This is a genomic window from Rhizobium moroccans (assembly GCF_057559155.1).
Window position 1 is genome coordinate 12,952 of the sequence record NZ_JBHFJG010000005.1, and the last position, 12,136, is coordinate 25,087.

General features: G+C 61.9%; 14 protein-coding genes. 6 read left to right on the top strand and 8 right to left on the bottom strand.

The features are described from left to right. Positions 1-47: 47 nt before the first annotated feature. Both ACE04I_RS03855 and ACE04I_RS03860 read right to left on the bottom strand, forming a co-directional pair. Positions 48-554: an NUDIX hydrolase gene (locus ACE04I_RS03855; protein WP_170986374.1), complete on the bottom strand. Its 507-nt coding sequence runs from the start codon at positions 552-554 to the stop codon at positions 48-50. Between the two features lie 183 nt (positions 555-737). Continuing rightward, positions 738-1,511 carry a FadR/GntR family transcriptional regulator gene (locus ACE04I_RS03860; RefSeq protein ID WP_137326882.1) on the bottom strand — a complete coding sequence of 258 codons (774 nt, stop codon included), beginning with the start codon at positions 1,509-1,511 and terminating at the stop codon, positions 738-740. A 92-nt stretch (positions 1,512-1,603) separates the two neighbouring features. On the opposite strand from ACE04I_RS03860, the gene ACE04I_RS03865 reads away from it, so the two are divergent. From ACE04I_RS03865 to glcF, 3 genes are read left to right on the top strand one after another with little or no spacing between them, the layout of a single operon-like run. Further along, a complete protein-coding gene (locus ACE04I_RS03865; protein WP_046797407.1) occupies positions 1,604-3,043 on the top strand; it encodes an FAD-linked oxidase C-terminal domain-containing protein in 1,440 nt (479 codons plus the stop codon). Next, on the top strand, positions 3,040-4,245 hold the full coding sequence (locus ACE04I_RS03870) for an FAD-binding protein (RefSeq protein ID WP_046797408.1): 1,206 nt from the start codon (positions 3,040-3,042) through the stop codon (positions 4,243-4,245). Before ACE04I_RS03865 ends, ACE04I_RS03870 begins: the two co-directional genes overlap by 4 nt. Further along, entirely contained in the window at positions 4,245-5,543 is a 1,299-nt protein-coding gene (glcF, locus tag ACE04I_RS03875; RefSeq protein ID WP_046797409.1) for a glycolate oxidase subunit GlcF, read from the top strand. The genes ACE04I_RS03870 and glcF overlap by 1 nt, the downstream gene beginning before the upstream one ends. A gap of 143 nt (positions 5,544-5,686) precedes the next feature. Here the strand turns inward: glcF and ACE04I_RS03880 are convergent, their stop codons facing one another. Next, positions 5,687-6,373, bottom strand: coding sequence for a L,D-transpeptidase (locus ACE04I_RS03880; protein WP_046797410.1), 687 nt, complete (start codon positions 6,371-6,373; stop codon positions 5,687-5,689). A 195-nt stretch (positions 6,374-6,568) separates the two neighbouring features. Continuing rightward, on the bottom strand, positions 6,569-7,345 hold the full coding sequence (locus ACE04I_RS03885) for a L,D-transpeptidase (protein WP_137326880.1): 777 nt from the start codon (positions 7,343-7,345) through the stop codon (positions 6,569-6,571). A 210-nt stretch (positions 7,346-7,555) separates the two neighbouring features. Between ACE04I_RS03885 and ACE04I_RS03890 the strand changes: the two genes are divergently transcribed. Next, positions 7,556-8,179 carry a DNA-3-methyladenine glycosylase I gene (locus ACE04I_RS03890; protein WP_046797412.1) on the top strand — a complete coding sequence of 208 codons (624 nt, stop codon included), beginning with the start codon at positions 7,556-7,558 and terminating at the stop codon, positions 8,177-8,179. Here ACE04I_RS03890 and ACE04I_RS03895 read toward each other — a convergent pair. After that, on the bottom strand, positions 8,166-8,870 hold the full coding sequence (locus ACE04I_RS03895) for an HAD family hydrolase (RefSeq protein ID WP_046797413.1): 705 nt from the start codon (positions 8,868-8,870) through the stop codon (positions 8,166-8,168). The two genes, ACE04I_RS03890 and ACE04I_RS03895, sit on opposite strands and share 14 nt — an antisense overlap. 81 nt (positions 8,871-8,951) lie before the next feature. Continuing rightward, positions 8,952-9,332 carry a CopM family metallochaperone gene (copM, locus tag ACE04I_RS03900; RefSeq protein WP_046797414.1) on the bottom strand — a complete coding sequence of 127 codons (381 nt, stop codon included), beginning with the start codon at positions 9,330-9,332 and terminating at the stop codon, positions 8,952-8,954. A 142-nt stretch (positions 9,333-9,474) separates the two neighbouring features. Here copM and ACE04I_RS03905 point away from each other — a divergent pair, with 142 nt between their 5' ends. Then, positions 9,475-9,828 carry a hypothetical protein gene (locus ACE04I_RS03905; protein ID WP_137326879.1) on the top strand — a complete coding sequence of 118 codons (354 nt, stop codon included), beginning with the start codon at positions 9,475-9,477 and terminating at the stop codon, positions 9,826-9,828. Between the two features lie 10 nt (positions 9,829-9,838). Here ACE04I_RS03905 and ACE04I_RS03910 read toward each other — a convergent pair whose 3' ends face one another. Both ACE04I_RS03910 and relB read right to left on the bottom strand, forming a co-directional pair. After that, positions 9,839-10,069 (bottom strand): type II toxin-antitoxin system RelE family toxin, encoded by a 231-nt coding sequence (locus ACE04I_RS03910; protein WP_487206659.1) that lies wholly within the window; start codon positions 10,067-10,069, stop codon positions 9,839-9,841. Between the two features lie 21 nt (positions 10,070-10,090). Further along, a complete protein-coding gene (gene relB, locus ACE04I_RS03915; RefSeq protein ID WP_046797416.1) occupies positions 10,091-10,318 on the bottom strand; it encodes a type II toxin-antitoxin system RelB family antitoxin in 228 nt (75 codons plus the stop codon). Positions 10,319-10,466: 148 nt separating this feature from the next. Between relB and hisS the strand changes: the two genes are divergently transcribed. Next, positions 10,467-11,987: a histidine--tRNA ligase gene (hisS, locus tag ACE04I_RS03920; RefSeq protein WP_046797417.1), complete on the top strand. Its 1,521-nt coding sequence runs from the start codon at positions 10,467-10,469 to the stop codon at positions 11,985-11,987. Positions 11,988-12,136: the final 149 nt, after the last annotated feature.

Below are 12,136 nucleotides of genomic sequence, written 5' to 3' on the forward strand. Positions count from 1 at the left end.
TTGGGTAATCGCATCCGCGCTCGAAGGCAATGACGGCGCAGCGAAAGTCAGCCGGCCTTCACCTCCAGAGGTCCGGGGCCCGGCGGTCGCATCCGCTCCTTGAATTGCAGAAGAAGATCCTTGAGTTCCGGTTCGTTGACCCTCTGGGCGGCCTCCTCGGAAGAGACCCATTCCAGGCGCCGTGCTTCCCGTTCCGGAAAGTTCTTCAACAGCTCTTCGACTTCGAGCAGGTGCACCTGCACCCTGACGGGTATCTTGAAGCCGTTCGATAGGGTTTTCCGGTAGTGATAGAAGCCGAAAGGCTCCTTTTCCGCCTTGCCCTTCACGCCGGCCTCCTCATAGGCCTCGCGCTCTGCGACCTGGTGGGCCTTCTTGCCCGACATAGGCCAGCCCTTGGGAATGACCCAGCGGCCCGTATCCCGGCTGGTGGCGAGCAGAACCTCGATCTGCCCCTGTTTCTTCCTGATCCGATAGCATAGCGCTGCATATTGCTGCCGCGGAGGCCGCTGCAGCATCAGACGAACATTGCCCGCCAGTCGTTTCAGGAAGTCCAATTGAGGGTCACCTCCGGGTTTTCTGTTGTAGCCATATCGAATATAAGAACGAATTGACGGCAAAACGAGCGCATACAAGGGCAGCCCGACGAGAATCACCGCAACAAATTCGGCTTGCTGAAAACAATTGTGAGGCAGCTTGGTTTCACGTCAACTAATTTTGCACAGGTGTGCAAAATCTGCTCAGCTTATCCGCTGCTGAAGCCTCAATCGGGCGATCCGGTCCCACTCGCCGGCGCGCTCCGCTTCCGCGGTCATCCTGGCGATGAAGTCGATATGCTCCTCGGCCGCCCGCCGGGCCGCCGCCGGATTGCCTTCCAGGATCGCCGCGCCGATTGCGGCGTGTTGCGCCATGACCGCATCATGCGCATCTGCAATCTTGAATATCATCTTACGATTGTAGAATATATCATCGCTCAACAGACGATAGCAAGCCCTGAGTGTGTGCATCAGGACGATGTTGTGGGCGGCATCGCCGATTGCATTGTGAAATTCGACGTCGGAGACGAGCTCGTCCTCGAAGCGTCCGTCGCTATGCGCCCGGCGCATTTCGTCCAGGATGTGCCGGATAAGCTGCCTGTCCGTATCGGTAGCCCGCTCGGCGGCGAGCTCGGCCGTCAGGGCTTCGAGCTGTCGGCGGTATTCCAGATAGTCGCGGGTCGCTTGGGCGTGCCGCCGGATGAGATCGACAAGCGGGCGGGAAAAGACCTCGCCTATGATATCCGCCACATAGGTGCCGCCGCCATGCTGGCTCACCAGCAGGCCGCGTCCTTCGAGTTCCTTCAGGGCCCCCCTTAGGATCGGGCGGGAAATGTCGAACTTCTGGGCGAGTTCCCGCTCGCCGGGAAGTCGCTCGCCGTCGCGCAGCACACCGTTGAGGATCAGAAGTTCGATCCGATGGACGACCTCGCCGGCGGTCCTGCCATGCGAGACGGGAGCGAAGAGTTCGTGGGTCAAGTCCGGCATTTCCTGCAATTCTCCACCGACGGAAGGCCTCCTTGTATCACTGGTAAAAAAAGTATACCAGTCGTGCGAAGAAGGAGGCTCTCGTGTCTGAGACCATTCAATTCCTGCCACCGCGTCAGGCGGTGCTGTCGCGCCGGACGGCGATCATTGCCGATCTCGCGGACCTTCTGCCGCCCGACTGTCTTGTGCATGAGCCGCGCGAGCTGGTGCCGTTCGAAACGGACGCCTTCGTTGCCTATCGCCGTGTGCCGCTCGCGGTCGTCCTCCCGCGCACGACGGCCGAGGTCGCGGCGGTGATGAAATATTGCCACCGCTATGGCGTTCCGGTGGTGCCGCGCGGAGCCGGCACCTCGCTTTCCGGCGGGGCGATCCCCCAGGAGGATGCAGTCGTGCTCGGCCTTTCCAAGATGTCGCGCATCCTGGAAGTGGATTACGCCAACCGCACCGCCACGGTTCAGGCGGGCGTCACGAACCTGAGCATTTCCGAGACCGTCGGCGCAGACGGCTTCTTCTACGCACCCGATCCCAGCTCGCAGCTCGCCTGCACGATCGGCGGCAATATCGGTATGAATTCCGGGGGCGCGCACTGTCTGAAATACGGCGTCACCACCAACAACCTGCTCGGCGTGAAGATGGTGCTGGTGGACGGCACCGTGATCGAGCTCGGCGGCAAGCATCTGGATGCGGCGGGCTACGACCTTCTCGGCCTCGTCTGCGGTTCGGAAGGCCAGCTCGGCATCGTGACGGAGGCGACCGTGCGGCTGATCGCGAAGCCCGAGGGCGCGCGTCCCGTTCTCTTCGGTTTCGATACATCGGAAGAGGCTGGCTCCTGCGTGGCGGATGTCATCGGCTCCGGTATCATTCCGGTCGCCATCGAATTCATGGATAAGCCGGCGATCGAGATCTGCGAGGCTTTCGCCCATGCCGGCTATCCGCTTGATGTCGGTGCGCTTCTCATCGTCGAGGTCGAGGGTTCCGAGGCCGAGATGGACGCCATGCTGAAGGAGATCGTCGAGATCGCCGGCCGCCATGGGGTAAAGACCGTGCGCGAAAGCCAGTCCGCCATGGAAGCGGCGCTGATCTGGAAGGGCCGCAAATCCGCTTTCGGCGCCACCGGCCGGATCGCCGATTACATCTGCATGGATGGCACGGTGCCGCTCGGCAAGCTTTCCTACGTGCTGAAGAAGACATCCGAGATTACCGACAGTTTCGGGCTGCGTGTCGCGAATGTCTTCCACGCCGGAGACGGAAACATGCACCCGTTGATCCTGTTCAATGCCAACGACCCGGAAGATGCGGCCAAGGCGGAAGCCGCCGGCAACGAGATATTGAAGCTCTGCGTCGATGCGGGCGGTTGCCTCACCGGCGAGCACGGCGTCGGCATCGAGAAGCGCGACCTGATGCGCCACCAGTATTCGGAGGCGGACCTTGCTCAGCAGATGGCCGTGCGCGCCGCCTTCGATGAGGGCTGGATATTGAACCCCTCGAAGGTGTTCCCGCTGGAGGGACGGCCCACCACATGACGCTGATACCCACTTCCGAAGTCGATGCCGCCTATATCATTCGAACCGCCGCGAGCGGAGGCAAAAAGCTTGCGCCTTGCGGGGGCAGCACGCGCGCCGGCTTCGGCAACTCCACCGAACCGGCCGAGAAGATGAGTTCCCGGGGACTTTCCGGCATCGTCGATTATGAGCCGGCCGAAATGGTGATGACCGTGAAGGCCGGTACGCCGCTCTTGGAAGTCGAAGCGGCGCTTGCCGCCAATCGGCAGATGATGTCCTTCGAGCCGATGGATCATCGCGGCATCATGGGCACGACCGGCGAGCCAACGATCGGTGGTGTGTTTGCGGGCAATATCTCCGGGCCGCGCCGTTTCGTGGGCGGCGCCGCGCGCGACAGCCTGCTCGGCATTCGCTTCGTCAACGGCAAGGGCGAACTGATCCGCGCCGGGGGACGGGTGATGAAGAACGTCACCGGCCTCGACCTGGTGAAGCTGCTGGCGGGCTCGCATGGCACGCTCGGCTTTTTGACCGAGGTGACCTTCCGCGTTCTGCCCATGCCGCAGACCGTCGAGACGGTCGTGATCTCGGGCCTCGACGACGCGGAAGCGGCGCGTGCCATGGCAGCGGCGATGGCTCTGCCGGTCGAGGTATCCGGCGCGGCGCATCTGCCCGCGAGCGTCAAGGGTCGGTTTATCGGCGGCGGTCTGCCGGAAGGCGAGGCGACCGTGCTGCGGCTGGAAGGCCTTTCGGCCTCGGTGGCCGTGCGGGCGGATAAACTCGCCGATGCCATGGCAGCCTTCGGGCCGGTATCGAGAATCGCAATGGATGAGAGCCAGGCGCTCTGGCGGGAAATTCGCGATGTCCATCCCTATGCGGATGGCACGCGGAAACCGCTTTGGCGTGTCTCGGTCGCGCCGTCCGTCGGTCACCAGCTTGTCGCCGCGCTGCGGCTGGAGGCCGGCATCGACGCGTTTTACGATTGGCAGGGTGGCCTCGTCTGGATGCGCATGGAGGCTGATCCGGAAGCCGAACTGCTTCGCCGCTACATCAAGGCGCTGGGCGGCGGCCATGCCACGCTCATGCGCGCGCCCGATGCGGTGCAGGCCTCCACCCCGGCCTTCGAGCCGCAGCCGGATGCGGTGGCGCTGCTCTCAGTGCGCGTGAAACAGGCGCTTGATCCGGCAGGCATCTTCAGCCCCGGCAAGATGGGAGGAAATTTCTGATGCAGACCTCCTTCACCGCCGAACAGCTTCTCGATCCGCATGTGGCGGAATCCGAAAAGATCCTGCGCCGTTGCGTGCATTGCGGTTTCTGCACGGCGACCTGTCCCACCTATGTGACGCTCGGCAACGAACTCGATAGCCCGCGCGGGCGTATCTACCTCATCAAGGATATGCTGGAAAATGGCCGTCCTGCGGATGCCGAGGTGGTCACCCATATCGACCGCTGCCTCTCCTGCCTCGCCTGCACCACGACTTGCCCATCCGGCGTCGATTACATGCATCTGGTGGATCACGCACGGGTGCATATCGAAAAGACCTATCGCCGGCCGCTCGCGGACAGGTTGATCCGCAACCTGCTCGCGGCGGTTCTGCCCTATCCGGCGCGCTTCCGCGCGGCACTTGGCCTTGCGAAGCTCGGCCGTCCCTTCGCACCGCTTTTGAAACGGGTCCCGGCGCTGAAACCTCTCGGTGCGATGCTGGAGCTGGCTCCGAAATCCGCCGCGAAAGCTTCGGCAGGCCCGGCCACTCACCCGCCTCAGGCCGAAAGGCGGGGACGCGTGGCGATCCTGACCGGCTGTGCCCAGCCGGTTCTCGATCCGCGCATCAACGAAGCGACCATTCGCCTCCTCACCCGCCTCGGCATCGAGGTCGTGGCGCCATCGGGCGAGGGCTGCTGCGGAGCGCTGGTGCATCACATGGGTCGCGAGGAGCAGGCGCTCGATCACGCCCGCCACAATGTCGATGTCTGGCTCCGCGAGGTCGAAAGAGGCGGGCTCGATGCGATCATCATCACCGCCTCCGGCTGTGGCACGACCATCAAGGATTACGGCCATATGCTGCGGCTCGATCCGGCCTATGCAGAAAAGGCGGCAAAGGTCTCGACGCTCGCGAAGGACATCACCGAGTATCTTTCGACGCTCGACCTGCCGCGCCTCGAGCCGCAGGGTTTGACGGTCGCCTATCACTCGGCCTGTTCAATGCAGCACGGCCAGAAGATCACCATGCAGCCGAAGAACCTGTTGAAGGCGGCGGGCTTTGGTGTGCGCGATCCGGCGGAAGGCCATCTCTGCTGCGGCTCGGCCGGCACCTACAACATTCTTCAATCGGAGATTTCCGAGCAGTTGAAGGCCCGCAAGGTGAAGAACATCGAGGCGACGAAGGCGGATGTCATCGCCACCGGCAATATCGGCTGTATCACGCAGATATCCACCGGAACAGCGATGCCGATCCTGCACACGGTGGAACTGCTCGATTGGGCCTATGGCGGGCCGAAGCCGGGGAAATTGAAGGACAGGTAAGTGGCCTGCGACATCGGTGGTCGTCATGCTCGGGCTTGTCCCGAGCATCTGCCAAGGTCCAACTGGATCTTGAGGTGGTTAGATCCTCGGGACAAGCCCGAGGATGACGATTGGAGAGGCAAGGCTTCCCCTGCTTACAACGATCAGCCGCCGAAGATCGTTCGGAAGATATCGATGCCGCGGTCCTGGAAGGCCACGTCTCCGTGCTTGCTGCCGGGGCCGATAACGATGACCTTGGTGCCGACGGCCGCACGCGCATAGAGGTGCTCGACATCCTTGTTCATCATCCGGATGCAGCCGGACGACAGATTGAGCCCGATGGTCCAGGGCTGGTTCGTGCCGTGGATGCGGAAGATCGTGTCCCGTCCGCCCTTGTAGAGATACATGGCGCGGGCGCCGAGCGGATTGTCCGGTCCTCCCTTCTGCACGACAGGCAGCTTGATGCCGCGGCGGGCTTCACGGGCGCGCATCTCGGCGGGCGGCGTCCAGGACGGCCACTCGGCCTTGCGGCCGACCGACACCACGCCCGACCAGCCGAAGCCTTCACGGCCGACTCCGATGCCGTAGCGAGTCGCGCGGTTCCTGCCTTCCACGTAGTAGAGGAATTTGTTGTCGGTATCGACGATGATCGTGCCGGGAGCTTCGTTCGTCGAGAAGCGCACCATGCGCCGCTTGTATTTTTCCGGTACCTGCCGGTTGCGAACCTTGGGCGCGACGTCGCTTGCCGTCGTCTGCGGGCGTGCCGAAGCCGAGGTCTGCGCGAAAGCCTCGCCCGCGACCATGCCCATCATCATGCTGGCAATGGCCACCAGCGTTGTCCACCTTCTCATCCTTACCCCTCGTGCAAATAGATCCTAAGTCGAGGCAAGATGTCTCGTCTTAGGATTTGGGGCAAGATGAGGCATGGCGAATATAGATGGGTAGCCTGTGTGAAACCGGCCGGATCGTGGCGATCCGGCCACATAAATGCATGTCGCGCACAAGTGTGCGGCGGTTTTGCCATGACGATATGCGGAAAAGAAAGCTCAGATTACTATCACTTTGGTGCCGAGCTTGACCCGTTCGTAGAGATCCACGACGTCCTCGTTGCGCATGCGGATGCAGCCGGAGGAAACCGCGCTGCCGATCGTCCAGGGCGCATTCGTGCCGTGGATGCGGTAGAGCGTGGAGCCGAGATACATGGCGCGCGAGCCGAGCGGGTTTTGAGGGCCGCCTTCCATGAAGGCCGGCAGGTAGTGGCCCTTGGCGGCTTCGCGGGCGATCATCTCCTTCGGCGGCGTCCAGGTCGGCCATTCCTTCTTGGCGGTGACCTTGTGGGTGCCGGCCCATTCGAAGCCCGGCTTGCCGACACCGACGCCGTAGCGCCGCGCCTTGCCATTGCCTGTTACCAGGTAGAGGAAGCGGTTGTTGGTGTCGATGACGATCGTGCCGGTCGGATGCTTGGTTTCATAGGCGACCACCTGCGGCAGGAATTGCGGCTCGACCTGGCTTTTGACGACCTTGTTCGGCCGGACCGCGACCTGCTGGGCACGCTTGCGAGGTTGCTGCCGGATGGCGTCGCGGCGGGTGATCTCACGCGTCGCACGCTGCTGGTAGACACGCGGCTTGGCCGGGCGTTGAGCATAGCCGACCGGCCGCACTCTCGATCCCCCGAGCTGCATGACCCAGGGGGCGGTCAGATCGGGGCTCACGACCACCGGCGGGCGCTCCCGATAACGGTCGTTTGCCGAGGCGGTGTTGGAAAGGGCGGTGCTGAAAAGGGCCGTCGTGAGGCCAAGGACCATAAACAGGGTTTTCTTCATCGGATCTACTCGCTACTCGACAACCGATACGGGGGCTGCGGGTTCACAGCATCTTTGCTGTTGAGAAACTGCCAAGAGAGTGGCGAGCGAATGGTAAACGGGTGGACGCCGCAGCTTGCTGCGCCCGATAAACCTTTTGGCAGGGTTACCGCCTGGTTTTGAAATATGGTTGACGGATGCTGAAACCCGTCAAAACGGGGTTTGAAACGAATGGACGGCATTATCATTGGTGACGACGGCAAGCCGCGCTGCGCCTGGCACCAGGGGCTGGATGATTACCGCCGCTATCATGACGAGGAATGGGGCAGGCCCGTGACGGACGATTTCCGCCTGTTCGAGAAGATCTGCCTGGAAGGTTTCCAGTCTGGCCTTTCCTGGCTCACCATCTTGCGCAAGCGGGAGAATTTCCGTGCCGCCTTCGCGAGGTTCGACTACGGGAAGGTCGCGCAATTCGGCGAGGAGGATATCGCCCGCTGCCTTGCTGATGCTGGCATCATCCGCCATCGCGGCAAGATCGTCTCGACCATCAACAATGCCCGTCGGGCGCTGGAACTGCGCGACGAATTCGGCTCGCTGGCGAAATACTTCTGGAGCTTCGAGCCGAAGGCCACCGAACGGCCGGAGGTGATGGACCTCGAAACGCTGCGCGCCAACCCGACCACGCCGGTCTCGGTAAAACTCTCGAAGGAGTTGAAGAAGCGAGGCTGGACCTTCGTCGGCCCGACCACTGTCTATGCCTTCATGCAGGCCATGGGTCTCGTCAACGACCACCTCGACGGCTGCTTCTGCCAGAAGGAAGTGGAGGCGCAGCGCCTCGCCTTCACGCGGCCCTGATCGTTTCGAGCACGGAACCCAACTGGCCGAGATGCTCGATCTGGCGGAAGCGCGGGGCATCGGTCGGCGGCTCCACATGCTCCACCACCCAGGTCAGCGCATGGGGGATGAAGACGCCATAGCTGCCGGCGGCGATTGCCGGCACAATATCGGATTTCAGCGAATTCCCCACCATCATCGCCCGTTCCGGCCCGTCGGCGAGCTTTGAAAAAATCCGCCGATAGGTGGTGGCGTTCTTGTCGCTGACGATCTCCACCGCATCGAAGAAATCCCCGAGCCCGGATTGGGCGAGCTTGCGCTCCTGGTCGAAGAGGTCGCCCTTGGTGATCAGCACCAGGAGGTATTCGCCGTTGAGCGCCTCAAGCGTTTCCTCCACATGAGGCAGCTTCTCCACCGGGTGTCGCAGCAGGTTTCGGCCGATCTCCAGAATTTCGGCGATCGTATCGGTGGAGACCTGGCCGCCGGTGATCTCGATCGCCGTCTCGATCATCGAAAGCGTGAAGCCTTTGATACCGAAGCCGTAATAGGCGAGATTGCGCTTCTCGGCTTCCAGCAGCCGCTCGGAAATATGCGCGCCCTCGGCGAATTCGCCGAGAAGGTCCACGAAAGACTGTTCCGTCAGGCGGTAATATTGCTCGTTCTGCCAGAGCGTATCGTCGGCATCGAAGCCGATCGCAGTAATCGGGCGCATGGATCACTTCGCCTCCAGACCGTTGATATGGAGGATAAAAAGGTGCCGGGCAAGAAGCCAGCCCTGCCCGGCACCAACTTGTTATTGCCCGCGTGCCTTCAGCCAGGCCTCCATTTCGGCGATTTCAGCCGTCTGCGCCTTGATCACCTCTTCGGCGAGCTTGCGCAGTTCGGGGTCCTTGCCGTGTTCGAGCTCGACCTTGGCCATGTCGATCGCGCCCTGATGGTGCGGGATCATGCTGCGGACGAAATCGACATCGGCATCGCCGGAATATTCGATCGTCATATCCTTGTGCATCTTGTCGTTGGCTTGCGTGAAGCCCTTGGTGGAAGGGCTGGCTTCCGCCGTCGTGGCGGAATGGTCGTGTCCCTTCGTTTCCTGTGCCGCCAGAGGACTGACGACCAGAGGGCCGGCGAGCAGAATGGCCAGAGTTGCAGTCGCAATAATGGTCTTCGAAGACATGGTTTTTCCTTATCCTGTGTCAGATCTGTTGAACTGTGGTGAGAAAACAGTCTCGTCAGGATCGGGGAGGCGGGTCGATCGGCGCCGCCTCGGCGGAGATCAATGCCCGGACCAGGTCAGGCGCCGGATAGGAAAAAGTAAAATGTTTGCCGCCGGCCTGCAGCGGCTCCGGCAGGAGCGTCACACAGGCCGCACAGAACGGCATGACGCAGTTCTTGGCGCCGTGCGGGCAGGGTTTTTGGCTGTTTTTGTGATGTTCGGCCACATCGGCTTTCGCTTTGACCACATGGTCGCCATGGCCCGAATGCTGCTGCGCGGAGGCTGCGGCGTGGTCGAGCGCCGTTACCGCCAATGGCTGGGCAGCCATGGCCGGCATGGCGCCGTAGAAAAGCCAGGCAAGAAACATCAGCAATGGTGCAAGGCGCGACATGCGCAGGAATTTAGTCACTCGGGAACAGAAAGCAAAGGGAAGATCGGCGGAATGCCGAAGACGTGACACCCATGGCTCAGCGGTAGATTTCCCGCCGATGGCCGATCTCGATGACGAGCACTACAAGGCGGTGATCCTGGATATCGCAGATGATGCGGTAATCGCCGACGCGATAGCGCCAATATTCCCCGAACTCGGAGCCTTTCAGCGGCTGTCCGATCTGTCTGGGATCAGGAAGAGAAGCTATTCTCTGTTCCAGGAAGTCCCGGATGCGCTTTCGCGTTCCGGGATCGATTTCTTGGCTAATTTTTGAGCTGCCTGGTCATACTCAATCGTCCAGGCCACGCCAGAATTCCTCCGAATTGATGACTTTGCTCTCACCTCGACGGATCCGTTCCATCGCCGCCTCGGCAGCAGCGATATCGTGCAGGTCCTCGAGATGTTGCTCGAGGATGTCTTTCACATAGGCATCCGGCTCGGCGCCGACTTTGGCCGCATATTCCGCGACAAGCCTGTGCATTTCGTCCGGCATTTCGATCGTAACGCGCTTGTTCATGGCTTTTTGCCTTTCCCTGGCTGGATTATATAGCATCGCATGGCCGCCTTCACCAGCCGCCGCCCTTGCCGCTCCGGCCGTCATCCTCTAAGAAACCGCACACAAATCCGGCCTCCTGCCGAGGTCCGAAGGCAATGGAAATCCGATCATGAGCGACAAGAAACAAAAAACGCAGAAACTCAAGGCCCGCCTGCCGCGCGGCTTCGTCGATCGTTCCGCCGCCGATATCCATGCCACCAACGAGATGATCGAAAAGATCCGCGAGGTCTACGAGCGTTACGGCTTCGATCCGATGGAAACGCCGCTCTTCGAATATACCGATGCACTCGGCAAATTCCTGCCTGACAGCGACCGCCCGAACGAAGGCGTCTTCTCGCTCACGGATGACGACGACCAGTGGATGAGCCTGCGCTACGACCTGACTGCGCCGCTCGCCCGCCATGTCGCGGAAAACTTCAACGAGATCCAGCTGCCGTTCCGCACCTATCGCGCCGGCTATGTCTTCCGCAACGAGAAGCCGGGTCCGGGCCGCTTCCGTCAATTCATGCAGTTCGATGCCGATACCGTGGGCGCGGCGGGCGTCCAGGCCGATGCCGAAATGTGCATGATGATGGCCGACACGATGGAAGCACTCGGCGTCAAGCGCGGCGATTACGTCATTCGCGTCAACAACCGCAAGGTCTTGGACGGCGTCATGGAGGCGATCGGGCTTGGTGGCGAGGACAAGGCCGGCCAACGGCTGAACGTGCTGCGCGCTATCGACAAGCTCGACAAGTTCGGTCCCGAAGGCGTGCGCCTTCTGCTCGGTGAAGGCCGCAAGGATGAGAGCGGCGACTTTACCAAGGGTGCGGGATTGAATGGAGAGCAGATCGAAAAGGTTCTCTTCTTTGTCGGTATCAGGGATTACGCGGAAAGTGCTGTTCAGCTCGCCGAACTCGTAGCCGGTACGGCGCAGGGCGGCGAGGGTGTCGACGAATTGAACACGATCGGTGCGCTTGCAACGAGCGCCGGCTACGGTCCGGACCGCATCAAGATCGATCCCTCCGTCGTGCGGGGCCTCGAATATTACACCGGTCCGGTCTTCGAAGCAGAACTCACCTTCGACGTCACCAACGAGAAGGGCGAGAAGGTCGTCTTCGGCTCGGTCGGCGGCGGCGGGCGGTACGATGGTCTCGTATCGCGCTTCATGGGCCAGCCGGTGCCGGCCACGGGCATTTCCATCGGCGTTTCGCGCCTGATGACGGCGCTGAAGAATTTGGGCAAGCTCGGCCAGGACGAGGTGGTTGCGCCGGTCCTCGTCACCGTCATGGACGGCGATGTGGAGAGCATGGGGCGCTACCAGCGGTTCACCCAGGCTTTGCGCGCCGAAGGTATCCGCGCCGAAATGTACCAGGGCAACTGGAAGAAATTCGGCAACCAGCTCAAATATGCCGACCGCCGCGGCTGCCCGATCGCCATCATCCAGGGCGGCGACGAGCGCGGCCAGGGCGTCGTTCAGATCAAGGACCTCATCGAGGGCAAGCGTCTTTCCGGCGAGATCGAGGACAATGCCGCCTGGCGCGAGGCGCGTGTCGCACAGGAGACGGTTGCCGAGGCCGATCTGATCGCCAAGGTGAAGGAGATTCTGGCGGCACAGGCGGAAGATCGCAGGCGGGCGAGTGATGCTTGATTGGCCCCTCCCCAACCCTCCCCACAAGGGGGAGGGAGCCGGTCGGCGCAAGCCGCCATCCTGGTGTGAAACCGCTGAGTTTTATGTTCCTGCGCTGAACGGTGCGGCGAACCTTACCCTCCCCCTTGTGGGGAGGGTCGGAGCGAAGC